Origin of the sequence: Pseudochrobactrum kiredjianiae, from assembly GCF_030362795.1 — a bacterium.
Taxonomy (GTDB): domain Bacteria; phylum Pseudomonadota; class Alphaproteobacteria; order Rhizobiales; family Rhizobiaceae; genus Pseudochrobactrum; species Pseudochrobactrum kiredjianiae.
On sequence record NZ_JAUCBM010000006.1, the window covers coordinates 40,321 to 64,169 of the forward strand.

28 protein-coding genes are annotated in these 23,849 nt (G+C 50.7%); 14 read left to right on the forward strand and 14 right to left on the reverse strand.

The window, feature by feature from the left end:
* Window positions 1-51: 51 nt before the first annotated feature.
* Both QUF18_RS12895 and dut read left to right on the forward strand, forming a co-directional pair.
* Window positions 52-516, forward strand: a complete 465-nt coding sequence (locus QUF18_RS12895) for an Lrp/AsnC family transcriptional regulator (protein ID WP_289387601.1) — start codon at window positions 52-54, stop codon at window positions 514-516.
* Window positions 517-760: 244 nt separating this feature from the next.
* A complete protein-coding gene (dut, locus tag QUF18_RS12900; protein WP_289387602.1) occupies window positions 761-1,243 on the forward strand; it encodes a dUTP diphosphatase in 483 nt (160 codons plus the stop codon).
* A gap of 117 nt (window positions 1,244-1,360) precedes the next feature.
* On the opposite strand, the gene QUF18_RS12905 is transcribed toward dut, so the two are convergent.
* Genes QUF18_RS12905 through exbB form a run of 3 tightly spaced genes read right to left on the reverse strand, consistent with a single transcriptional unit; the run spans window position 1,361 to window position 3,882 of the window.
* The gene (locus QUF18_RS12905) at window positions 1,361-2,248 is read right to left on the reverse strand and encodes an energy transducer TonB (protein WP_374807146.1); all 888 of its coding nucleotides are present in this window, start codon (window positions 2,246-2,248) and stop codon (window positions 1,361-1,363) included.
* A 42-nt stretch (window positions 2,249-2,290) separates the two neighbouring features.
* Window positions 2,291-2,785 (reverse strand): TonB system transport protein ExbD, encoded by a 495-nt coding sequence (gene exbD, locus QUF18_RS12910; protein ID WP_289387614.1) that lies wholly within the window; start codon window positions 2,783-2,785, stop codon window positions 2,291-2,293.
* A gap of 5 nt (window positions 2,786-2,790) precedes the next feature.
* On the reverse strand, window positions 2,791-3,882 hold the full coding sequence (gene exbB / locus QUF18_RS12915) for a tonB-system energizer ExbB (RefSeq protein WP_289387616.1): 1,092 nt from the start codon (window positions 3,880-3,882) through the stop codon (window positions 2,791-2,793).
* A 593-nt stretch (window positions 3,883-4,475) separates the two neighbouring features.
* Here exbB and QUF18_RS12920 point away from each other — a divergent pair.
* The 4 genes from QUF18_RS12920 to QUF18_RS12935 all read left to right on the forward strand — a co-directional run bounded on the left by QUF18_RS12920 (window position 4,476) and on the right by QUF18_RS12935 (window position 5,977).
* Window positions 4,476-4,634, forward strand: a complete 159-nt coding sequence (locus QUF18_RS12920; protein WP_289387617.1) for a hypothetical protein — start codon at window positions 4,476-4,478, stop codon at window positions 4,632-4,634.
* 254 nt (window positions 4,635-4,888) lie between these two features.
* Window positions 4,889-5,218, forward strand: a complete 330-nt coding sequence (locus QUF18_RS12925) for an ElaB/YgaM/YqjD family protein (protein ID WP_289387618.1) — start codon at window positions 4,889-4,891, stop codon at window positions 5,216-5,218.
* A gap of 1 nt (window position 5,219) precedes the next feature.
* A complete protein-coding gene (locus tag QUF18_RS12930; protein WP_289387619.1) occupies window positions 5,220-5,681 on the forward strand; it encodes a hypothetical protein in 462 nt (153 codons plus the stop codon).
* A 59-nt stretch (window positions 5,682-5,740) separates the two neighbouring features.
* Window positions 5,741-5,977: an ANIS5 family metal-binding protein gene (locus QUF18_RS12935; RefSeq protein WP_289387621.1), complete on the forward strand. Its 237-nt coding sequence runs from the start codon at window positions 5,741-5,743 to the stop codon at window positions 5,975-5,977.
* Window positions 5,978-6,037: 60 nt separating this feature from the next.
* On the opposite strand, the gene QUF18_RS12940 is transcribed toward QUF18_RS12935, so the two are convergent.
* Genes QUF18_RS12940 through QUF18_RS12950 form a run of 3 tightly spaced genes read right to left on the reverse strand, consistent with a single transcriptional unit; the run spans window position 6,038 to window position 7,747 of the window.
* Window positions 6,038-6,961, reverse strand: a complete 924-nt coding sequence (locus tag QUF18_RS12940; protein ID WP_289387622.1) for a diacylglycerol/lipid kinase family protein — start codon at window positions 6,959-6,961, stop codon at window positions 6,038-6,040.
* 16 nt (window positions 6,962-6,977) lie between these two features.
* On the reverse strand, window positions 6,978-7,526 hold the full coding sequence (locus tag QUF18_RS12945) for an RNA polymerase sigma factor (protein ID WP_289387624.1): 549 nt from the start codon (window positions 7,524-7,526) through the stop codon (window positions 6,978-6,980).
* Window positions 7,527-7,531: 5 nt separating this feature from the next.
* Window positions 7,532-7,747: a NepR family anti-sigma factor gene (locus QUF18_RS12950; RefSeq protein WP_353074520.1), complete on the reverse strand. Its 216-nt coding sequence runs from the start codon at window positions 7,745-7,747 to the stop codon at window positions 7,532-7,534.
* A gap of 257 nt (window positions 7,748-8,004) precedes the next feature.
* Between QUF18_RS12950 and QUF18_RS12955 the strand changes: the two genes are divergently transcribed.
* The 3 genes from QUF18_RS12955 (at window position 8,005) to QUF18_RS12965 (ending at window position 10,270) form a co-directional block, all read left to right on the forward strand.
* Window positions 8,005-8,799, forward strand: a complete 795-nt coding sequence (locus tag QUF18_RS12955) for a response regulator (RefSeq protein WP_289387626.1) — start codon at window positions 8,005-8,007, stop codon at window positions 8,797-8,799.
* Window positions 8,800-8,922: 123 nt separating this feature from the next.
* The gene (locus QUF18_RS12960) at window positions 8,923-9,087 is read left to right on the forward strand and encodes a DUF1328 domain-containing protein (protein ID WP_113945367.1); all 165 of its coding nucleotides are present in this window, start codon (window positions 8,923-8,925) and stop codon (window positions 9,085-9,087) included.
* Window positions 9,088-9,208: 121 nt separating this feature from the next.
* Window positions 9,209-10,270, forward strand: a complete 1,062-nt coding sequence (locus QUF18_RS12965; RefSeq protein WP_289387630.1) for a sensor histidine kinase — start codon at window positions 9,209-9,211, stop codon at window positions 10,268-10,270.
* 254 nt (window positions 10,271-10,524) lie between these two features.
* Here the strand turns inward: QUF18_RS12965 and QUF18_RS12970 are convergent, their stop codons facing one another.
* Both QUF18_RS12970 and QUF18_RS12975 read right to left on the reverse strand, forming a co-directional pair.
* Window positions 10,525-10,950 carry a Fur family transcriptional regulator gene (locus QUF18_RS12970; RefSeq protein WP_289387632.1) on the reverse strand — a complete coding sequence of 142 codons (426 nt, stop codon included), beginning with the start codon at window positions 10,948-10,950 and terminating at the stop codon, window positions 10,525-10,527.
* Between the two features lie 464 nt (window positions 10,951-11,414).
* Window positions 11,415-11,933: a hypothetical protein gene (locus tag QUF18_RS12975; RefSeq protein WP_374807079.1), complete on the reverse strand. Its 519-nt coding sequence runs from the start codon at window positions 11,931-11,933 to the stop codon at window positions 11,415-11,417.
* Between the two features lie 53 nt (window positions 11,934-11,986).
* On the opposite strand from QUF18_RS12975, the gene QUF18_RS12980 reads away from it, so the two are divergent.
* Together QUF18_RS12980 and rpoH are read left to right on the forward strand one after the other, a co-directional pair.
* On the forward strand, window positions 11,987-13,000 hold the full coding sequence (locus QUF18_RS12980; RefSeq protein WP_374807081.1) for an RluA family pseudouridine synthase: 1,014 nt from the start codon (window positions 11,987-11,989) through the stop codon (window positions 12,998-13,000).
* A 316-nt stretch (window positions 13,001-13,316) separates the two neighbouring features.
* Window positions 13,317-14,192, forward strand: coding sequence for an RNA polymerase sigma factor RpoH (rpoH, locus tag QUF18_RS12985; RefSeq protein ID WP_289387633.1), 876 nt, complete (start codon window positions 13,317-13,319; stop codon window positions 14,190-14,192).
* A gap of 78 nt (window positions 14,193-14,270) precedes the next feature.
* On the opposite strand, the gene QUF18_RS12990 is transcribed toward rpoH, so the two are convergent.
* From QUF18_RS12990 to QUF18_RS13010, 5 genes are all read right to left on the reverse strand, one after another.
* Complete coding sequence (locus QUF18_RS12990) at window positions 14,271-15,752, reverse strand: transcriptional regulator (protein WP_289387634.1); 1,482 nt, start codon at window positions 15,750-15,752, stop codon at window positions 14,271-14,273.
* 322 nt (window positions 15,753-16,074) lie between these two features.
* Entirely contained in the window at window positions 16,075-17,364 is a 1,290-nt protein-coding gene (locus tag QUF18_RS12995; RefSeq protein WP_289387636.1) for an adenylosuccinate synthase, read from the reverse strand.
* Between the two features lie 204 nt (window positions 17,365-17,568).
* Window positions 17,569-18,090 (reverse strand): GNAT family N-acetyltransferase, encoded by a 522-nt coding sequence (locus QUF18_RS13000; RefSeq protein ID WP_289387639.1) that lies wholly within the window; start codon window positions 18,088-18,090, stop codon window positions 17,569-17,571.
* 140 nt (window positions 18,091-18,230) lie between these two features.
* Entirely contained in the window at window positions 18,231-19,832 is a 1,602-nt protein-coding gene (gene serA / locus QUF18_RS13005; protein WP_289387641.1) for a phosphoglycerate dehydrogenase, read from the reverse strand.
* 214 nt (window positions 19,833-20,046) lie between these two features.
* The gene (locus QUF18_RS13010) at window positions 20,047-21,213 is read right to left on the reverse strand and encodes a phosphoserine transaminase (protein WP_289387643.1); all 1,167 of its coding nucleotides are present in this window, start codon (window positions 21,211-21,213) and stop codon (window positions 20,047-20,049) included.
* A 206-nt stretch (window positions 21,214-21,419) separates the two neighbouring features.
* On the opposite strand from QUF18_RS13010, the gene QUF18_RS13015 reads away from it, so the two are divergent.
* From QUF18_RS13015 to QUF18_RS13025, 3 genes are read left to right on the forward strand one after another with little or no spacing between them, the layout of a single operon-like run.
* A complete protein-coding gene (locus tag QUF18_RS13015) occupies window positions 21,420-21,917 on the forward strand; it encodes a MarR family winged helix-turn-helix transcriptional regulator (protein WP_289387645.1) in 498 nt (165 codons plus the stop codon).
* Window positions 21,898-22,668 carry a DNA alkylation repair protein gene (locus QUF18_RS13020; RefSeq protein WP_289387647.1) on the forward strand — a complete coding sequence of 257 codons (771 nt, stop codon included), beginning with the start codon at window positions 21,898-21,900 and terminating at the stop codon, window positions 22,666-22,668. Before QUF18_RS13015 ends, QUF18_RS13020 begins: the two co-directional genes overlap by 20 nt.
* Before the next feature lie 23 nt (window positions 22,669-22,691).
* On the forward strand, window positions 22,692-23,030 hold the full coding sequence (locus QUF18_RS13025) for a DUF6616 family protein (protein WP_289387649.1): 339 nt from the start codon (window positions 22,692-22,694) through the stop codon (window positions 23,028-23,030).
* 60 nt (window positions 23,031-23,090) lie between these two features.
* Here QUF18_RS13025 and QUF18_RS13030 read toward each other — a convergent pair whose 3' ends face one another.
* On the reverse strand, window positions 23,091-23,810 hold the full coding sequence (locus tag QUF18_RS13030) for an outer membrane protein (protein ID WP_289387651.1): 720 nt from the start codon (window positions 23,808-23,810) through the stop codon (window positions 23,091-23,093).
* Window positions 23,811-23,849 lie beyond the last annotated feature (39 nt).

The window sequence follows — 23,849 nt, forward strand, 5'->3', positions numbered from 1 at the left end:
TTATCTCAAAATATTCTTGATATTGGAAATTTAAGGGACAATTATCCCATTATGAGCCAGAATATAGATGAAATTGACCGCCGTATCCTTCAGGAACTGCAGAAAGATGCCACACTTTCTGTTGATGCACTCTCTTCACGCATAAATTTATCGCGCAATGCCTGCTGGCGGCGGGTAAAACGGCTTGAAGATGACGGTATCCTCAAAGCACGCGTAGCGCTTGTCGATGCCGATAAGCTCGGCCTTGGCCTCACTGTCTTCATGCTGGTGCGCACCAGCAATCACGATCCGAAATGGCTGGAGCAATTCCGTGCAGCGGTCACTTCCCTGACGGAGGTTGTCGGCGTCTATCGTATGAGCGGTGATCTTGATTATATTATCCGCGCCCGTATTGAAGATATGAAGGCCTATGACCGGCTTTATCAGAAGCTCATCACCCGTGTACCGCTTTCCGATGTCTCGGCTTCTTTTGTGATGGAAGAGATTAAAGACAGTACGGAAATTCCGCTATTTTGAGACTTGCATCACTCTAGAGCGTGTTGCGTTTAATCGTACTCACTGCGCTCGCTCTAGATTCTTTTAATTGTCGCATGTTCGCGGTAGCTCAAATGAATACATTTGAGCCAGACATGCTCTAGTGATTTTTCAGAATGATGATCTGAACAATTAAATTCCTTTGACGCAGACTGCTCTCTTTCAAAAAGCGTCCCAATATGTTTAGTGCTCATTTTAAATCATGTATTGCTGAAAAGGGTTTATTATGACTGCCAATTCCTCTTCATCGTCCCGCCGTCCGAAGCTCGGAATTGTGCGTCTTGAACATGCTGAAGGTCTGGATCTGCCAGCCTATGAAACCTCAGGTTCCGCAGGCATGGACTTGCGCGCAGCTGTGCCGGAAGACCGCCAGATCGTTCTGCTGCCAGGTCGCCGCACTCTGGTGCCAACCGGCCTGATTTTCGAACTGGAAGAAGGTTATGAAGCGCAGATTCGTCCGCGTTCCGGCCTTGCGTTTAAAAATGGTATCACCTGTCTCAACACACCGGGTACTATCGACAGCGATTACCGTGGTGAGGTCAAAGTACTGCTGATCAATCTCGGGGATGATGATTTCCGCATTGAGCGCGGCATGCGCATTGCACAGGCCGTTATTGCTCCGGTAACACAGGTTGACGTTGAAGAGCGCGATCAGGTCAGTGAAACGGTGCGCGGCGCCGGTGGCTTTGGTTCAACCGGCCAGAAATAAACACCTTAAAGCGCCGTGCGCCCTCTTGGGCGCATAAAGGTCGCTCTAACATTTTATATTTACAGCATAGAAAAAGCCCCGCATGAGCATCATGCGGGGCTTTTTACGTTCGAGTCATCAGTCGAATTTAATCGGCACCGTAATCGCCTTACGTGCCTCTGCAATAGCCGGTGGCGGTGCAGGAACCGGCGATGCTTTTTTCACCATTTCCACGACAGCCTGATCCATAACCGGATTACCGGAGTTTGCACGGGCAGAAAGCACATTCCCCGCCGGATCGATCACAAAGGTCAGATTAACAATACCCTTGTTATTCCGTCCGATAGCACGCTGGGCGGAGCGCTTCTTCCGATTAAGATGCGCATAGAGCTTCGACTGCCATTTTGCTGAACTTACACCGGCAGATGCCGAGCTCTGGCGATTAGCATTGGCTGCAACACGGGCAGAATTCTGCGCATTGATCTGCGGTGCAGAAGCAGCCTGTGTCTGTTCGGCTTTCTGTGTTTTCTTAGTCTTTTCCTTAGGTTTTGGCTTTTCCTTCGGTTTCTCAGGCTTTGGTTCTTTTTTTTCTACCTTTTTCGGTTGTTCAACCTTCTTTGGCAACACAACTTCAGGCTTTGGTGCTTCAGGCACTTCCGGTGTCACTTCTTCCACCGGCTCAGCTTCAGCCACTTCCTGCGGTTCCTCAACAGGTTCCTCAGGTGTTACTTCTTCGACCTGTTCAACCGGTTGTTCTGGCTCAACTTCAGCTTCATCAGGATTTTGCGAGGCCTCTGCAGAAGGTGCAACGGAATCTTCTTCCACTTCCGGCGCTTGCGGCACCGGATCAAGCTCCATCATAATCGCCGCCGGCGGCTCACCATCCGGTACTATTTCCGGAACAGCTGCATGCAGAGCATAAGCCCCTGCCGCATGTGCCATCAGAACGAACGCACCGGCTCCGAGCCAGCGCGTCATATCTTTCCAGGCACCGCCAGACGGTTCAACAGTTGATCCGTTTTTCATTCCCTTCACCGGCGGGTGATCGATCGGTAATTCCTTCACGTCTCACTCTCCTGTGCTTTGGCCTGCATTTTGATCTGCGGCAGGCGCAGTCACAGGGGTTGCTGTGCCATCAGGCGCACCAAGTGTCTCGAGACCAACAAGCGCAATCTTGAGATACCCTGCTTCACGCAGCAGGTTCATGACATTCATCAGCTCGCCATAACCGACCATCTTGTCAGCGCGCAAGAAAATGCGGGTATCTTTATTACCTTCGGACAGACGATCCAGCGAACCAGCCAATGCATCGCGTGGCACAGCATCATTACCAAGGCTGATGCTGAGATCATCCTTCAGGGTCAGATAAACCGGCTTATCAGGACGTGGCTGCGGTGTTGCACTGGCCGCAGGCAGATCAACATTAATATCAACGGTTGCCAGAGGCGCTGCCACCATGAAGATAATCAGAAGCACCAGCATCACGTCGATAAACGGCGTCACGTTGATTTCATGGCTTTCCTGCAGTTCGTCACCGGCATCTTCACGCAAACGGCTGCCCATATCGCTCACTCCGCTGCTTTCGTCACAGGTGCAGACTGCACCGGATTAACACGGGCGGCCTGTTTCTGCACAATGTCACGGGCTGCACGGATATCCAGATCACGGCTGACCAGTCGTTCAACACCAGCGCCGACATCGGCCAAAAGATGACGATAGGATGTGACCGAACGGGCGAAGATATTATAAATAATCACGGCAGGGATAGCGGCAACCAGACCAATCGCTGTCGCCAGCAGCGCTTCCGCAATACCCGGCGCCACAACAGCCAGATTGGTGGTCTGCGCTTCGGAGATACCGATAAAGGAATTCATAATCCCCCATACAGTACCGAACAAACCCACAAATGGTGCTACAGAACCAATGGTCGCGAGAATACCGGTGCCTTTAGCAAGACGACGACCGGCACCCGCTTCAATACGGCTGAGACGCGATGCAACGCGTTCTTTCAGGCCTTCACCGCCGACAAAAGCCGCAGCCGAGGTAGACTGCGAAACCTCTTCCTGTGCTGCACGAACAAGATGCGCACCAGGACCACGGGTCTTTTCCAGAGCCTGCACAGCAGTCGCCAGATTTTCAGCGTGAGACACTTCTTTCAGGGCGCGACGCGCACGGCTGCGTGCGCCAGCAATTTCAAGAGTTTTGGCCAGCCATACGGTCCATGTCGCCAGAGAGGCAATGGCCAGGCCGATCATTACAGACTTAACCACCCAGTCCGCAGCCATGAACATGCCCCAAGGGGAAAGATCATGCGGGATCTGCAAGCCGTTATCCGCAGTGCGTACCGGTGCCGCAGCTTCAGGCTGAACTGGATTATTCTGAGAGGCAGTACCTGTTGCTGTTGCCTGAGCTTCCGGTGCAGTCTGTACCGGCTGGGTAGCCGGAGTTACCTGCTCGCCCGTGTTCTGGCTCTGTGATACCGGCGCGGTCGCACCGGATGACGGCTGCGTCACTGCAGGTTCATTGCTGGCTGGTGTTGTTGCAGCCGGAGCAGCAGGTGCCGCAGGAGTTGTCGCAACGGGTGCTTGCTGCTGGGCTTGCGGAGCAGTTTGCTGTGGTTGAGCTTCCTGCGCCATAGCAGGTACTGCAGAACTCAGCATATTCCCGCCCGCCAGACAGGCAGTAAGAACAAATACTGACAATCCTGCCTTGAATGATGTTGCTGCCTTGGACACCGTCTTAACCACCGCTTAGACCTCACTGCATTTCATTATCAGGGACAGTCCGGCCTTTAAGATTCTCAGCCTGCGCAGGATTAACCTGCTCCGCGCGTACACGGTATTACTGAAACAACCCGGCAACTGCCTTTTCAGCACCTGCAATACAACCATCAAACATGACGCCGCAAGTCATGTTTTATAAAAACCCGTCATTCTGCTGTTATTTGCCCTAAATCGGGAACTTATTCACCAAAACAAAGGAATTATTTTATACGTAAAAACATTTTCCTGTGCCGGTAAGCCGCTTTTTCCGATCCGCAGCTTTGGTGAGTCGCTGCCTCGCCTCTGATTATAACGGCAATCGCCACTCCATAACATGACAATTTTATACAGGTTTGCATATCCGGCTCTGTATCGTCAAATATTAAGATACGGACAAGGAACAATCATAAACCTGTCGCATTAAAGCCCTATATGATGGTGCATACCATTATACACTTCTGACAATGTCATAATGATTACGGAGACAGTAGATGATGCACAAAGATATGCAGACCATTGAAGCTGCCGCCCGCACTGCAATGGCAGGCTCTTTTGAACCGGAACAGCAGGAAACCGCGGTTTTACGCACCGGTTTTTATGTGACCGCCGCATGCCTGTTTATTGCGGCTCTCATTCTGATGGTTGCCTGACACCCTATTTCACACAACATTGCCTTTTAGCGGCAGCCTGCGCGTAACGTACAGGCTGCCGTTTTAATTTTACCCTCAGTTCTACCTCATGAAAAACGCAATTAACCCTGATTGCCGATTGTAGCCTTGGCGGGCGACTGTTTTCCGGCATACCTCTGGCAATGAAACTGTGGAACCATTAGCTTAAAGACACGTTATATTTCTGAAACTAAACGACACCCGATAATTTGCTCATTCCACTTTCGGAGGCATCAATGGCTCGTGACACTAAAACCGTTAATGACGTTCAGGACGACAATACTGCAGAATTACAGGCGCAAATTGCCCAGCTTAAAGAAGATATTGCTGCCATTGCCGCAACACTGACAGATATGGGTTCGCGTAAGATCAATCAGGTCAGACAAGACGCATCAGATACCTATAATGATGTTTACGAACAGGGCGAAGATGCTCTGAATTCACTCAAAAGCAGTGCCTGCTCGGTTGAACAGCAAGTTACAGATTATGTGCAGGAACGTCCGGTGACATCGCTGGCACTGGCCGCGGCCTTCGGTTACCTCGTCGCCGCTTTGACACGGCGCTGATATGCTGAAACTCTTCACACCGGTCATCTCAGCCATTATTGGTAGCGAAGTGCAGGCCGCAACGCAGCGCGCCAAGCGCAGCGCCATTCTTTATACGATTATGGCGATTGCATTGCTCACAGCGACATTCTTCCTGCTGATGGCATTGTTTTTTGCACTGATGATGAAGTTCGGCCTGATTATCGCAGCTCTGATTATCACCGCCGGTTGCGTGGTCTTGGCTATCATAGCTTATATCATCAACGTCGTGATGGATAATGCAGAAAAGCGCAGACTTGAAGAACGACGCGCTGCCATTGACACCAATGCGGCTCTGACCGCTGCTGCTGTCGCCGCAGTGCCGACACTGCTCAAAAAACCGCTTCTGACTTTAGCATTACCGGTTGCCGGATTGCTTGCAGTTAGCCTGCTGTCAAAGGATAAAAAACCGGGCAGCACCCCGAAGAAGGATCAGGGTAGCTAAACACTGCCCGCCTCCCCTCCGCAGAGTTCAGCTCAGCCAAAACCCTAAGGAGACCATCAATGATCAGTTCAACAAAAGCACAGCTTGAAGACATCCTCAAAAATACGTCCCTGACCAAGCAAGACAAAACCGATGCGATTATGAAACTTCAGGAAGAGGCGCGCGATATTCAGCGTGCAGCCACTGAAGGTGGCATGGATCCCGATGACGGTCTGAATAAAGATTTACGGGAAGTTGAGCTTGCTCTGGAAAAGCTCGGCGCCAGCTCCGATGATACCGGCGCTGCTACATTATAAAGCTAAAAACACCATAAAGTTAAAAACACCGCGCCGATATTTCTGCGCGGTGTTTTTTCATCAGAGATCGATGAGGATCTGCCCCACATCTTCCGGCATCAGCACCTTCAGCGCAGCCGGATGGATTTGTATTTCCAGTGTAGCGGGCAACGGCAACAGTTCTCCGTCGACCGACATAAATTGATGCGTTTTATGCGTCACAGTTTTTAGCTGCACAGAGCGGGCATGGTCTTCCACGATCGCGAGATTACTACGCCATTTGCCCCGCAAAATATCCCAGAACAACCGGATCATTCCGCTCACCGGCAAGGGCTTCGCCAGATAAAACCCCAGCCGCCCTGTCTGTACATCAGGTGCAACCGGCAAAACGCCGTCGCCATAGGGATTATTGGAAATCGCCAGAGCGGAATACACGCCTTTGGTTGTGCGGCCGTCAATAACGGCCTCCGTCTTTACACGGGGCACATGCCTGATCAATTGCACCATAGCGCGAAAATTCGCCCAGATTTTACCGAGGCGGGAAGAATAATTATATTTCTCGCGAATACGGATAAGCAGCGGATGCAGGCCAATCGCCACCTGATGCACAAAAACCTGTCCGTTACAGGTACCGATATCAACCGCCTGAATGGTAGCGCGCGCCAAAGCGTGAATGCTGACACTGATATTCTGCGGCATATTCAGGGAACGTGCGAAGAGGTTCATTGTCCCTGCGGGCAAGACGCCTAATATTTTATCATTGCGCCATGCCAGTGCGGCCGCAGCAGAAATTGTGCCATCGCCGCCGCCAGCCAGCAAAACATCATAATCAGGATTTTGCGCGGCCGCTTCAAGAACACTAAGAATATGCTCGCCGTCAGTGACTTCGCAGTGCAACTCATGGCCTTCTGCGGTAAATGCAGCCTCCGTATCTGCGATAAACGCCGCGATATCCAGCGTGCGCAAAGTACCGCTTTCACCATTCAGCACTGCAATTATTTTCAAATAGCCTGTACTCCGGTTAAAAAGAGCGCATTGTCACCTGTGATGACGCATCGTCCGGGCCGTAATCAGAATTGCCTTTAATATCGAGCAATTCCTGCAAACGCACACGCGCACGGCTGACACGGCTCTTGATTGTCCCGACAGCGCATTCACAAATTTCGGCTGCCTCCTCATAGGAAAAGCCTGAAGCGCCAATCAGAATGATGGCTTCACGCTGATCATCAGGCAATTCATTCAATGCTTTGCGAAAATCCTGTAAATCAAGCGAACCATATTGGGACGGATGAACAGCCAGACGCTCTGTATAAAACCCGTCAGAATCCTGTATCTCACGGCCACGCTTACGCATCTGGCTGTAAAATTCATTACGCAAAATTGTAAACAGCCAGGCTTTGATATTGGTACCCATCTCAAAGCTGTCGCGTTTGCCCCAGGCTTTCATAATTGTATCCTGCACCAGATCATCAGCTTTGTCCTGTTGACCTGACAGCGACACGGCAAAGGCACGCAAACCCGGTAAGGCTGCAAGCATCAGCCGTTTAAATTCGTCTCTCTCCTCCGCCATTCTTCTTAATTCCTTGAATGAGAAGCAGATTTAAGTTCGGCTTGATCAAGTTTCTCTAACAGATCAAGAAAACGGTCAGGGATTGTCTCGTCCTGAATGCTGGAATAAAGCGCACGGAGTTTTGTTCCGATCTCCGAATTCGCTCCCAGTTCATCCCCCTTATTTGAACTGCCCGAATGCTGGCTGTTTTGCGCGTAATCTTCGCGCGAAAATGAGGTCATAGCGTTATCTTGATCCTGAAGAGGTTTATTTTTATTGGTCATCTCAGTCGTATTCCGGTTATTGCCCCTGATTTTCACAGGGGACTCAGATGAAAGCATTTTACCGGTTTGCAAAAATTCAGCCGATTGAGATGCCATATCCAAATCATAATGCGGGGGTGAATAAATAGTTCCCAAACGCAGGAACAATTTTTATAGTCAGCCGTTAAAACCATAAACAAGCTGTCTTACGACAGCCGATATAAATGGAGCACTCAATGTCATTGTCTACGCGTATTGCACCGCATCTGCCTTATCTCCGTCGTTTCTCACGTGCCGTGACCGGCTCGCAATCCGCAGGAGATGCATATGTTGCAGCAATCCTTGAAGCGCTCATTGATGACATTTCAGTCTTTCCCGACAGTTCATCTGATAAGATAGCGCTCTACAGGCTTTATTCCAGTATTTTCGACCGCACATCGATCGAATTACCGGATCATGATATGCAGCATCCGTGGGAAAAGCGTGCATCACAAAATCTGGCCATGCTGACACCACGCTCGCGTCAAGCCTTCCTTCTGGTTTCTGTTGAAGGTTTCAACGATAAAGAAGCAGCCGAAATCCTGCAGGAAGATGAAGCGGGCTTTTCAGCACTGCTTTCGGAGGCTTCAGAGCAGATTTCCCGTCACGTTGCCACCCGTATCATGATTATTGAAGATGAGCCGCTGATCGCCATGGATATTGAGCAGATGGTGGAAACGCTGGGGCATGAGGTTGTCGGTATTGCCCGCACGCATCAGGAAGCTCTGACGCTCTATAATGCAGAAAAACCGGCCATGGTTCTGGCAGACATTCAGCTTGCCGACGGTAGCTCCGGTATTGATGCGGTCAATGACATTCTGAAAACGGATGCTATTCCGGTGATCTTTATCACGGCTTTTCCGGAGCGCCTGCTCACAGGCGAGCGATCAGAGCCGACCTTCCTTGTCACCAAACCGTTTAATCCGGACATGGTCAAGGCGCTGATCAGTCAGGCGCTGTTTTTCGAGGAAAGTGCACCGGCACACGCATAAAAAGCCCAAAAACGAGCAATGACAGGAACTAAACCCGCCACGACACGTTTCTATAACATGCAATAACCTGAATATATCCGGTTTTGTTTATACAAAACATAGTCAGAAAATGAGGAGGTTATCATGTTGTATTATGCAGTTGTCTTTCTGATCGTGGCCATCATCGCCGGTGCACTTGGTTTTGGCGGAATTGCCGGTGCATCGGCTGGTATTGCGCAAATCCTGTTCTATATTTTCCTTGGCTTGCTGCTCTTGTCGCTGATTGCCGGTTTCATCAGGAAAGCGTAAATGAAACAAATTCAACTCAAAAAACCAATCGGGACGCCAGCGTTGCGTCCCGTCTCTGTCTTCTGGTATGCCGCAACAATCTGCAATTCAAGCCAGATATAGTGTACAGAAAGTCTATCTTATGGCTCCCACATCTTCCGTGTCAGGATATAGCAGTACCGGCCAGATCCGCTTACGCTCCCTGTTGCGAGCCATCAGAAACAGCAATGTTTCTGTTTTCTACCAAACCCCAAATCTGAATTACAGCTGGGCAGAAAACCTGCCTGATTTTTGGCATTTGCCATGGCGCCCCGACATCAGTGAAGCTGAGCTAATGCCGAAAGACATTGCCGCCCAACTGATGGCCGCCAAAAACCAGTTACTTGAGACCGGCGATGCCCAGCGGTTGGAAATTTCCTTTCCGGACAAGAAAAACCCGCGCTGGTACGAATTCTTTATCGATAGCGACAGGGATGAAGACGGAAAAATCATCGGCGTGGTCACAACAGCTGTCGAGATTAGCGAGCTGAAACACCGTGAGCAGGTTTTAAAAATTCTGCTACGGGAAGTCAGCCACCGCTCCAAAAACCTTCTCGCAATCATTCAAAGCATTGCCATGCAGACAGCCCGCTTTTCCGGCTCTGTTGACCAGTTTCTGCAAAAATTCCGCGGCCGCCTCCATTCGCTTTCGCATTCTCAGGATCTGGTCACCGATTCAAACTGGCATGGTGCAGATTTTCGCGAATTGTTGTTCTCTCAGCTGGAAAAATATATCCATCCTAAAGACCCGCGCCTCACCATCACCGGTCAGGATGCCTATCTGTTTCCGGGCGCGGCGCTGCATGTCGGGCTTGCTTTCCATGAACTCATCGTCAACTCCGCATCCTATGGTGCACTCGCCTGCGAGCATGGCAGTCTTACCATCTCCGCAGAGCTGGAACCGGATGGTGAAGGTGAGATGGATCTGATTATTCACTGGAAAGAGCAAACCTGCCCGCCGGACAGCCCAGACAGAACAGGCAGAACAGACCATCCGACTGATGTTCCGGCACTACAAAAACCTCAGCCTGATGCTTCGCGCTTCGGCAGCGCGGTTTTGCTACGCATTGTCCCGCAGGCGGTTAGCGGCACGGCCCATTATTCAATTAAGCCAGACAGCGTGGAATATTATCTGCGTATACCGCACCGGAACTTCGATTTTTAAAATATTTTTACTGGCGCTTGCTGTAGCGCATTCAATAAACTCAATCACTTCAGACAAAAAATAGCGCGCTCCGAAAACTGAATTCCAGGAGCGCGCAGACCATGGGATTAGGGGGCATAACCCACAGTATGTGAAAGGCTGAACTGTGAGGGGGCAGATTGTTAGCCTTTCACAATCACTACAACGCCTGTCTTTTGAAATGGTTTCACACAAAATCAGATTATTTAAAAATAAATTCTGATATATGAATTTTGTTATTTTTTAATCTTACGGCCATAAAGCTCAAAGCGGTGATGAATGATTTCATACCCCAGCGAGCGGGCGATTTCTTCTTGTAATTTCTCAATCATTTCAGAGTGAAACTCGATAACATCGCCGGTTTCCATATCAATCAGATGATCATGATGCTGATTGCCGGCCTGTTCGAAACGGGACGGGCCACCGTCAAAAGCGTGACGGTGAATAGCGCCCTGCTCTTCCAGCAATTTCATTGTCCGGTAGACGGTCGATAATGAAATACTGCTATCAACCTCAACTGCATGACGGAAAATTTCCAGAGCATCCGGATGCCCTTCCGTCTGAGACAGGATATCAAGAATGACGCGTCTGGGACGTGTAATCCGCACGCCCGCATCACGAAGCTGTTTTTCATAATCATTTTTCATTATTAAAATCCCCATAGAACCCGTTTTGTGCCTAAAACACAAAGACCAGGCGCAATCGTGGGTGAAACACGCCGGTACATATTACGCGTTTAAACGGTCTCATTTAACACCCGCAAATATGCGACCACTTAAGAACCCAGAGCATTTTCAATATCAATTGAATGCACCTTGGCAAAACTTCTGACACAGGTCAAACCATCGTCTGACTTTAAGAATCTTTGTTTCCGCAATTTATAAATGATTACCGGACAGGCAAAGCCCTGATCCAGCCAGACTCAAACGCTGTCAGAGTTTATCCAGTGCTACAGCATAATTCCTTAAACTTGAATCAATTTCAGGTAAAATTATGCTGTAAATATAAAGTGTTAGAGCGACCTTTGTGCGCCCAAGTGGGCGCACGGCGCTCTAATAGGCTTTAAACAAACAAAAGCTCCGCACCGGCCGCAACCGGATACGGAGCTTTTGATAAGAACGAAGACCTATTCCAGATTGCCGAGGCGCATACGTCCGACAAAGCGGGACTGGCGATAATCATAGATCATGATTTCAGTCCCGCCATCCGGCAGCAAAGTTTCCAGTGACACCAGATTGCCTGACAGGCTCTGCGACAGAAGACGTGTGCCCGGCGCCAGCTCCAGCTGGGATTCAACCATTGGCGGCAGCTGGGCAGCATTCTGTGCCTGCGCATCTGCCTTAGCTGCTTGTCCCGGAACATTCGCCCCAGGGCTTTGGCCCGGAATATTAGCCCCGGGGCTCTGCCCCGGAATATCTGATTGAGCTGTTTCGCTTTCTGCTGTATCCGGTGCCTGATTGATTTTATAAACGACGGCACTCAGCACCGCGATAAGACCTATCACCATAATGCCAATTGATATAATCAGCAGTCGAATCATTTTACGACGCACACGTTCCATAGCCGGATCGAGCGGTGGCTCCTGATAAGCTTGTGCAGCATATTGTTGCTGCTCCGGGTGCTCTTGATAATAATGATCCTGCATTAAGGTCTCCGATTATTGATATCGCGAGGCGTGATAACGAAGGGAAGAGACGATTGAAAGAGCTAATTGCCGACGCAAATGCCGCAGGAAAGCGGCTAGATCAGTGGCTTGCTTCTCAACTCACGCCTGATCTTTCACGAAATCGCATCCAATCACTCATAAGTGCCGGCCATGTACTGGTAGACAACCGGACTGTGAGCGAGCCTAAGCACAAATTGCGCGAAGGTTCAACGATTGTGCTACACATTCCCGAAGCCGAACCAGCTGATCCACAGCCGGAAGATATTCCGCTTGATCTCCTTTATGAAGATAATGACATAATTGTGGTCAACAAGCCTGCCGGACTGGTTGTTCACCCGGGAAATGGCAACTGGACCGGAACTTTGGTTAACGCTTTGATACACCATTGCGGCGACAGCCTCTCCGGTATCGGCGGCGTTAAGCGTCCGGGCATTGTCCATCGTCTGGATAAAGATACATCCGGCGTGCTGGTTATTGCCAAACACGACAAGGCGCACCAGAACCTGAGTGCGCAATTTGCCGATCACGGCCGCACCGGCTCTCTGGAGCGTGCCTATCTGGCTTTGGTCTGGGGCATGCCGGAGCGCCCAAACGCTACGATTGATGCTCATCTTGGCCGCTCACACCGTGATCGTACCAAACAGGCTGTAGTGCGTGAAGATCGCGAAGACGCCCGTTATGCCATCACGCATTATTCAATTGAAGAACGGTTTGGTGAAAACAGTGATGCAACTGCCCTTGCTTCACTGATTGAATGCCGGCTCGAGACCGGCCGCACCCATCAGATTCGTGTGCATATGGCGCATATCGGCCATCCGCTGATCGGCGACAATGATTATGGCGGCGCCTATAAAACCAAAGCCAACCGCCTGACCGATGATTTGAAAACAACTGTACAAAATTTTCAGCGGCAAGCTCTGCATGCCCGTTTGCTGGCTTTTGAGCATCCGATGACCGGTGAATTTATGGAATTCACCGCTGAAATGCCGGAAGATATGCAGAATCTCGTTGAAGCTTTCCGTTACGGCGGTCTGAAGGCAGATTAAAAGCCTGATGACAGCATAGCGCTTCATTAAATTACTGTAATAATCGGGAGCGGGACACATCCTTCTCCCGATTATTTTTTTCTTCTTCATTTTTCGCAAAATATTACATTTATTTTTCAATAAGTTAACATACCAGGCTTTCATTTTTATAATTCTGTAGTCAGATTGATAAAATTCTCGTGTTTTGTCACTTTGACCGTGTTTTCGCCTAAATTCTTACTATATACTCACTTTATGCGACGAACTGTCTGAATTGGTTATCATACAGACGCGGGTTCGCCTCAATGGGAACCTGTCACAAAAAGGAGGGTGCTCTATGGCCCGTGCAACTTTACCAGCTATCACCGCAGGTGATGGTGGTCTGACACGATATCTCGATGAAATCCGCCGTTTCCCGATGCTTCAGCCTCAGGAAGAATATATGCTTGCCAAACGCTATAGCGAGCATGCTGATCCGGAAGCCGCGCATAAACTTGTTACCAGTCACCTGCGTCTCGTGGCCAAAATTGCCATGGGCTATCGCGGCTATGGCCTGCCAATCGGTGAAGTTATCTCTGAGGGCAATGTCGGCCTGATGCAGGCCGTGAAACGCTTTGAACCGGAGCGGGGCTTCCGCCTCGCGACCTATGCAATGTGGTGGATCAAGGCCTCGATTCAGGAATATGTGCTGCGGTCGTGGAGCCTCGTTAAAATGGGCACCACCGCCAACCAGAAACGTTTGTTCTTTAATCTGCGTAAGGCCAAGAACAAGATTCAGGCACTGGATGACGGTGATCTGCGCCCCGATCAGGTCAAGGAAATCGCGACACGTCTGCGCGTATCAGAAGAAGAAGTCGTGTCCATGAACCGCCGCATGAGCGGTGATGCTTCGCTGAATGCGCCGATCCGTGCGTCGGAAGGTGAAAGCGGCGAATGGCAGGACTGGCTGGTTGACGACAGCGCCTCTCAGGAGCAGATGCTGATTGAAGAGGATGAACTCAACAGCCGCCGCACCATGCTTGAAAAGGCTATGTCCCAGCTCAATGACCGTGAGCGCCGTATTTTCGAAGCCCGCCGCTTAAGCGAAGACCCGATTACGCTGGAAGATCTTTCCACTGAATTCGGCATCAGCCGCGAGCGTGTACGCCAGATCGAAGTGCGTGCATTTGAAAAAGTTCAGGAGGCTGTTATGGCCTCTGCACAGGCTGCATAAACAATCCGGTAATCCGATAGAACAAAACCGCCCTGCGCATAATGCACAGGGCGGTTTTTTATTGAAATACAGGCAGGATTAATTTGCTGCCGGCGCTGTGCTGCCCCAGCCTTTGAGCACTTCATCAAAGACCTTATCGCCCGGCACACCTTTTTCAATGCTGAGCAAAGCGCGGCGGCCATTACGATAAGTAATCGGAATATCGATCCATTGCTGACGGCGCATCAATGTCAGGTTCATATCAACCGCTGTGCGGGCATCATTCAGCGCCACAAGGAAGAAGTTATCAGCAATCTTCATCGGAATAGCCGCCAGCGGATTACCGGCAGACTGTTCTGAATCCTTGAAGGTTACACGCTGAACATTCTCGATCACGCCGCCATCAAAATCTTCAGGCACCGTATAAATCATTTCAATCAAGTGACTGGCAGGAATCGACTGATCCGCATTCCGACGCATAGTCATACGCAGATTAATTTTCTTATCAGGGAAGCTGACATCGGCACGGATTGCCGGTTCATCAGGCACACCCTCTCCCGGTGAATCCTGAATGACAGACCAGACAACACTGCCCTTGATTGCAGCTGAAGTTTCTCCGCCACGCTGTTCTTCATAGAAGAAAGCCGGTTGGCCAACAGGAACGGCCTGTCCCTGCGTTGTTGCAGGACCAGAATTTGCACCATTGGTTGCCGGAGCATTTCCCGTAACCGGGGCATTGGATGTGCCCTCACCGATTGTCGGTGCATCAGAGGAGGCACCTTCATCCACTTCACTGCCGTCCGGCAGCAAGCGCTGTGTCAGCTTCTGCTCACCTTCAGGCTTGGGATCAGTGACAGGCGGCGTTGTATTTCCGCTATCACTGGATGCTGCCGGTGGTGTAGTTGCCGGTTGTGTATTTGCTGGCGGTGTCGTCGCTTCCGGTGTCGTTTCGCCGTCGCCGGTATCCTCACCTTCATCGGTGCCTTCACCAGTGTCTGTTGAGCCACCTGTCAGCGAGGAAACATAATCCTTAATCTGACTCTGATAGCTCCAGCCAGCATAACCGGCACCGCCAAGCAGCAATACGGCGATCAAACCAACGATCAGACCTTTCGAGCGACCGCTGCGTGGCTCTTCATCATAATCATGATTTTTGTAAGAGCCGCGCTCATCAAAGTCAGAACTCTCAGTGCGCTCACTTTGCCATTCATCCTGAGAGCCGCCATGCTGTGTCTCATCATAGGGTGCATCCGGCAAGACGGACGAATGCTCGTTTTGCTCTTCAACAACACCGGCTTCCTGCACAGCCTTGAGAAAATCTTCCAGCGGATCAGCAACCTGTTCCGGCTTGGCCGCTTCTTCGGCAGCACGTTCGGCTGCACGATATTCAGCCTCTGTTTCTTCAATCGCCGCTTCAAGAATCTGGCGCTGGCGCTGCGCTACAGCATCCGGCGCACTGGCAGCCGCAAGCTTCTGCTCGATCGTGGAGCGGGCCTTCGCATAGACACGCTGACGAAGCGCCTGATCAGGATTAGCCTGAGCATCAATTGTCTTTTTCAGTACCGCTGCAAAATCTGCCATACTCTTCCAAATCCGTTACTGGCGACTGAATCTGCCTCTCCGGGCGCTTGAGAGCAGCGCCATATCAGCCTATTCATGAGAAAATCAGATGAAATCTGAATGTTTTATTAAACATAACTCTTAACGAATGCAAAGTTTACTGTGGAATTCAACACCTTACAGACGGTAACAAACGATAAAATATCGTTAAAAAGTCCCGCAGCACCCTGAAAACGTCCCCGATCCAAGATGGAGCAGTCTGCCTTAGCAATCAAGGGGCTGTGAATGCAAAAAAGGCGGGATCGAAATCCCGCCTTTTAAAATCACGCTTATTCAGCAGATTTTAGTCCTGAAACGGATCGGTTACCAGAATAGTATCGTCACGCTCAGGGCTGGTGGAGAGCATGGAAACCGGCGTACCGATCAGCTCTTCAATATAACGAACATATTTTACAGCCTGTGCAGGCAGTTCATTCCACGAACGGGCACCGGCAGTTGTGTCTTTCCAGCCTTCCAGTGTTTCATAGATCGGCTTGACGCGTGCCTGTGCATCCATTGAGGCTGGCAGATAATCAATACGTTCGCCGTCCAGCTCGTAAGCCACGCAAACTTTGATCTCGTCCAGACCGTCGAGAACATCCAGCTTAGTCAGCGCAATACCAGTAATACCGGAAGTGCGCACAGTCTGCTTGACCAGAACCGCATCGAACCAGCCGCAACGACGGGAACGGCCGGTGTTAACACCAACTTCACGACCAACGGTCGAGAGGTGTTCACCGATTGCATCATCCAGCTCACAAGGGAACGGGCCTTCACCAACGCGGGTGGTATAAGCCTTGGTAATACCAAGCACATAACCGATTGCTGTCGGACCAAGACCCGAACCGGCAGCAGCCTGACCGGCAACAGTGTTCGACGAGGTCACAAACGGATAAGTACCGTGGTCATTATCGAGCAACGCGCCCTGCGCACCTTCGAACAGAATACGGGCACCGGCTTTGCGCTTGTCGTCGAGAATTTTCCAAACCTGATCCACATAAGGCAGGATCTGGTCGGCAACTTCTGTCAGTTCATTATGAATGCTGTCGACGGAAATTTCAGCCAGTCCCATACCGCGACGCAGCGCATTGTGATGGGTCAGCAGGCGTTCAATTTTCGGACGCAGACTTTCCGGCTCAGCCAAATCAATCACGCGGATGGCACGACGGCCAACCTTGTCTTCGTAAGCAGGGCCGATACCGCGTTTGGTGGTGCCGATCTTCAGACCAGCAGAACCATCTTCACGGATCGCATCCAGTTCACGGTGCAGAGACAGGATCAGAGGAGCATTTTCAGCAATGCGCAGAACTTCAGGGGTGACTTTAACACCCTGCGCGCGCAGCTTTTCTACTTCTGTCACAAAATGATGCGGATCAACGACAACACCATTACCGATAACGGAAAGTTTGCCGCGTACGAGGCCTGAAGGAAGCAGCGCAAGCTTGTAGCTTACACCATCAATCACCAGAGTATGACCGGCATTGTGGCCGCCCTGATAACGCACGATAACATCGGCGCGCTCTGACAACCAGTCAACGATCTTACCTTTACCTTCGTCGCCCCATTGCGAGCCGACGACGATCACATTAGCCATGAAGAAAACTCCTCAGTACAGAATGTACAGTGTGTTTGGAATTTGAATCGAGCCTGTGACACATGCCGCTTTAGGCCCGCTCTTTTTAAAACGCGTGCTTATACAAGCCCGTTTTTTTACAGAACGTGAGTTTCTATACAGCCTCGCTCAGAAAAGTGCGACTCCCGATTGCCGGAAATCGCACCTCATCCTGTAAAAACTGGCTTATTTTATCAGATTACGCATCATAAACCGCGCATCGTCGGAATAGCTGAGCAGTTTCTCACGCAAATGCGGCACATCTTGCACGCAGAATCCCTGCTTTTCCCAATAAGGCTGCGATCCGTTGACCGCGACGAGCGACAGTGAGTCGAAACCATGCGCCTCGGCGGTTGCCACCAAAATAGAAACAAGTTTGCGCGCAGCACCAAAAGCGCGCGCCTGCGGCAGCAGCGCTACGTCATGCATATAGAAAGTGTCAGCGGCTTCCGGTGCCTGCTGCAAAAGCGTATTCAGCGCCGGTGCGGAAAACCGCATCCACGGATGGCTGAAACTATAGCCGAGCAGTTGCTTATCGCCCTGCAGTACCAAAGCACCGGCAGAAAACACTTCAAGACGGTCTTTATAAATAGCTGCATCTTCCGGAAAATCCGGATGCACCACACAACTCATATCATAGACTTCCGCCAGATCTGACGGTTGCATCAAACGCCAGTCGGCGCTCAGCGGTATAATACTCTCAGACATATTCACTGCCTTTATACATTGCCTTTATACATTGGTAATTTACCACGTTGATATTCCGTCCGTTGATAAAGTGCATCCCGAAAAGCACAACACTTTCCGGGATGCATATTCATTTTAAATAAGCAGACGTAGCGACGCAATCAATCCGCAGCGACATCAAAGACCAGCGGGCGAGCCTGCACAATAGCCTCATTGGCACGCAGCACATCCAGAACCGCGTCCGGAATACGCTCATCTAGATAGAGCAGCGCAATCGCATCGCCGCCCATACGTTCGCGACCGAGCGAGAAATTCGCAATATTCACACCATGCTCACCGCAAACCGTACCCAACCAGCCGATCATGCCCGGCGTGTCGTTATTGGTGGTGTAAAGCATATGCTGGCCAACTTCCGCATCCAGATTAATACCCTTGATCTGGATGAAGCGCGGCTTGCCATCGGAGAAGCAGGTACCGGCGATTGAACGGGTGCGGGTCGTAGTACGCACAGTGATCTTGATATAGCCGTCAAAAACGCCGGATTTATCGCGCTTCACTTCCGAGACGATAATACCGCGCTCTTTCACCATCACCGGTGCCGATACCATGTTCACATCGGAGACCTGCGGACGGATCAGACCGGCAAGTGCGGCGCTCATCAATGCGCGGATATTCATGGCAGCAGTGGAACCGTCAAACAGGATTTCAACTTCTTGAATAGGTTCATCCGTCACCTGACCGATAAAGGCACCAAGCACTTCAGCCAGTTTTACAAATGGCTTCAAGCGTGGCGCTTCTTCGGCAGTGATGGATGGCATGTTGATCGCATTGCTCACAGCGCCCTTGATCAGATAATCAGCCATCTGCTCGGCAACCTGAATGGCAACATTTTCCTGCGCTTCCGAGGTCGATGCACCTAGATGCGGCGTGCAAACCACATTCGGCAGATTAAACAGCTCGGATTCTGTCGCTGGCTCAACTTCAAACACGTCAATACCGGCACCGGCAACTTTGCCGGATTTCAGCGCTGCAACCAGATCTTTCTCAACAATCAGACCGCCACGGGCACAATTGATAATGCGCACGCCGTCTTTCATCTTGGCAAGGTTTTCAGCATTGATGATATTGCGGGTCTTATCGGTCATCGGCGTATGCAGGCTAATGAAGTCAGCGCGGGCAAGCAGATCGTCCAGTTCGACTTTCTCAACGCCCAGCTCTTCCGCACGACCTTCCGAGAGGAACGGATCAAAAGCCACGACATGCATTTTCAGACCAATGGCACGGGTCGCAACAATCGAACCGATATTACCGCAACCGATCACGCCGAGTGTCTTGCCGGTGATTTCCACACCCATGAAGCGGTTCTTTTCCCACTTACCGGCGCGTGTTGACTGGTCAGCTTCCGGCAACTGACGGGCAACAGCAAACATCAGAGCAATAGCATGTTCCGCAGTGGTGATCGAATTACCGAAAGGCGTATTCATCACGATGATACCGCGGCGCGAAGCAGCCGGAATATCCACATTGTCCACGCCGATACCGGCACGGCCAATCACTTTAAGATTGGTCGCGGCGGCAATCAGTTTTTCAGTGGCTTTGGTTGCCGAGCGGATCGCCAAACCATCATACTGGCCGATCAATTCAAGCAGTTTGTCTTTGTCTTTGCCGAGGTCCGGCAGATAATCCACTTCAACGCCGCGATCTTTGAAGATCTGCACTGCGGTTGGCGATAATTTATCCGAAACGAGAACGCGAGGTGCCATAACGGCCTCCGTAATTGTGTGACAACAGAATATAAGGGTGGTATGCCGCAACCGTCCCAACACAGTTGCAGCTGGTACTCAGCATGATCCCGAAAAGTGGAAACCGGTTTTCGGATAAGATCATGCTCAAACAAAAAATTAGAGCGGGATTACTATTCAGCTAAAAGCATCACGCTCTAACAATTCTCATAGCCTTGCGGCCGTATAGATGATTTTAGGAAAGCTGCGCTTTTTGTGTCTGAAATGCCCAGTCGAGCCATGGCAGCAATGCCTGCAAGTCTGATGCTTCTACCGTTGCACCGGTCCAGATACGCAGACCCGACGGAGCATCACGATAGGCACCGATATCAAAGGCAACGCCTTCTTTTTCCAGCAAAGCCACAATCGCTTTCGCAAAAGCAGCCTGAGTATCTGCCGGCAAAGCTGCAACCTGTGCATCTTTGATCGACAAGCAAACGGAGGTGTTAGAGCGGGTTTCCGGCACCACGGCCAGATTGGCAAGCCAGTCACTCTTTTCAACGAAATCGTTGAGCACAGCAAAGTTGTTATTCGCACGTGCCATCAAACCCTGAAGACCACCAATTGACTGCGCCCATTTCAGCGCATCCAGATAATCCTCAACGCAGAGCATTGAAGGGGTATTGATGGTTTCGCCGGTGAAGATACCTTCAATCAGCTTGCCGCCTTTGGTCATGCGGAAGATTTTCGGCAGCGGCCATGCAGGCTTATAGCTTTCAAGGCGCTCAACGGCGCGCGGGGAAAGGATCAGCATACCATGTGCGCCCTCACCGCCGAGCACTTTCTGCCATGAGAAAGTAACGACATCGAGTTTGCTGTAATCCATATCCTGCGCAAAAGCAGAAGACGTTGCATCGCAAATGGTCAGACCTTTGCGATCTGCCGGAATGAAATCTGCATTCGGCACACGAACGCCGGATGTGGTGCCGTTCCATGTGAAGATCACATCACGGTCAAAATCCACTTGAGCGAAATCAACGATTTCACCATAAGGCGCATCAAATGTGCGGACATCTTTGATCTGAAGCTGTTTTACAACATCGGTGACCCAACCGGCACCGAAGCTTTCCCACGCGACCATATCAACGCCGCGCTCACCAAGCATGGACCACAAAGCCATTTCAACGGCACCGGTATCCGATGCCGGCACAATGCCGATGCGGTAATCTGCTGGAACTTGTAGAATTTCACGGGTCAGGTCAATCGCTTGTTTAAGCTTTGTCTTGCCAAGTTTAGCGCGGTGCGATCGTCCGAGCGGTGCATCTGCCAGCGCTTCCAATGTCCAACCTGGACGCTTGGTGCAAGGACCTGAAGAAAATTGTGCATTAGCCGGACGGATGCCTGGCTTTGGAAAAGTCGTCATTTTGTATCTACCCTTTCAGATAGCACGCTTCCCGTTGGGGAGAAGTGGCCCACTGACGAAGCTATATAAAAGCCTGCCTCCGCGCAAGTGGCTCAGAATTAAAACCGCCACAGAATTTATCATCTGCGACAAAATTACATCATAAGTATCAATCTTGACATTTAATTAGGCACCATACTATACGCTGCCATATGGATATTTTGGAAATGAAACATCATGCCCTTTTGGGTACCGAAACGCCGGAAAACAGCCATTATCAGAATATGCGCCTGTGCTTTGAACTGCTGAGCGCAGCGAAAATGATTGATCTGAGTTGCGCTCAACGGCTGGCACCTTATCAGCTCTCCGAGAGCCGTTTTGTGATCCTGTTTTTGTTACAAAGCGAGCCCGCGGGTCTGGCGCCGCATGTTTTAGCAGAACGCGCAGGCATTACCCGCGCCACTCTGACAGGTCTGCTCGACGGTTTGGAGCGTGATGGCTTCATCCTGAGGAATCACAGCCAGGCCGATCGCCGATCACTTCTGATCACTCTGACAGACAAAGGTTCGGAAACAGCTGCATCGCTGGTGAGCGATCATACACAATGGATTGCCTCACTCATGGCACCGCTGGATAGCCAAGAAAAAAAACTTCTCAGCACCTTGCTCGCCAAAATCTGGACCACGGCACAGAAAGATATCAATAATGGCAAAAACGCCCGTTAAATCTGTACGACGTATGAGCGACATCACACCGGAGCGGCTGGCCGAGCTGAATAACGGTGCTGCTGAAACCACTGTGCTGACCGAATGTCTGGCCATTGATTTTGCACTGCTGATGCGTATTGCCTTTCCCGATATACCGGTAGAGCTGCATCAACAACTCGATGGTTCCACAGCGGGCATAACTGCGCGCATGGCGCAGGCTGCAGAACTATTGCACATGCATGGCACGATTGGGCTAAGTGATTTGAACAGCCATCTGTCCGACACAATCCGTGGCTGGGCCTGTTATTTTATCGCTCAGCAACAGCATCTCTCCTTGACCGAGAAGCTGGAACTGATCCGCCCGCTTGCTGATGATCACCATTTTGGCGTACGCGAATGGGCGTGGCTGGCCATGCGCAGCGATTTAATTGCTCAACCAGAATTGAGTTTCAGCCTGCTCCTGCCTTGGACAAATGATCCGTCCTATAAAATCCGGCGTTATGCCTGCGAGGCTGTTCGTCCGCGCGGCGTATGGTGCGCTCATTTCAACTTGTTGAAAACGCAGCCTGAATTGGCGCTTCCTATTCTTGAGGCACTACGTAGCGATCCGGAAATCTATGTGCAGGATTCAGTTGCCAACTGGCTCAACGATACGTCCAAAACCACACCGGATTGGGTGCGCACACTTTGCGACCGCTGGCTTCAGGAAAGCCCCTCTCCGGCAACCATCCGCATATGCAAGCGTGCCTTGCGGACAATCAATAAATAATCCTCCCACGACATGAGACTGATATGACCCATTATCTTGCAGAATTATACAGCCCTAAAGCCACATGGATTGCTTTGCCAAAAGAAGAAAAACTGGCCTTCTTCGCCACCATTGGTGCGGGCATGGGTAGCCTGACTGAATTCGGCATTGAACCGCTGGCTTTCGGTGAAACTGATCCTTCACAGCTGCATCCGGCACAGCAACAGTTTTTCGCTATCTGGAAGTTCAGTGACAAAGCAGCCGTTACAATCTTGCTGGAAGCAATTGCGGCCACCGGCTGGCATGATTATTTCGACACGATCAATGCTGCAGGCGAAGCCACCGATATGAACACACATCTGGTTCAGCTGGCCGCTTGCTAAAAACAGAAATGCCGCGCTCGAATGACTGCGGCATTTTTATAATTATAAAAGCTGTTGCGATCACCAGGTTGTCATGCGGATACCGGCGCGAATCTGATGTGATTCCAGACCTTTATCCGAGAATGTGAAGGATGCAGCATCTGCTGCATCACCCGATGAGATACGTGCATAGCGGTAGCCAAGATCAAATTTGATATTCTCGGTCACATCAATCGCCGCACCAGCCATCAAAGCCCATTGCAGACGCGTCGTGTTTCGCCCGCCAAATGCATCATCATTCGTGTCCGGAATTTTATAGCCCACTTTATAGTCGACATTCGCCATACCCAGACCGGCACCGACATAAGGCGTCACACCGGAGAAATTGCCAATATCATAATAAGCATTGGCCATAACTTCCCAGACATCTGCCTCAACCGGCTCACCGCTTGCCTTCAGCTTGCGATAACCAGCTGTGATGTCACCACGGATATTATTGGTAAATTGATAACCGACACCACCGCTATAAGCGGCTGTTGCCTTCACTTCACCGCGCTCTGTACCAAGCCAGTCATAGCCTTTCAGTCGAAGTTTGGCATGACTTGACGGTACATAGGCAATATCACCGCGCAAATACCAACCGGAGCCGATTTCTACAGGCTTAAAGACATCCTGATCTGCAGGCGTCGCATACAAAACCTGATCGAGATCCGCAGCCTGAGCCATACCACCGGCAAATGTGAAAGCCGCAACGGTAAGTGCTGCGCTTTGCAACGACATGAATGAAGATTTTCTCATCATCAGCGTCCTGTAATTATATTCCACGCCCATCGGGCCGAA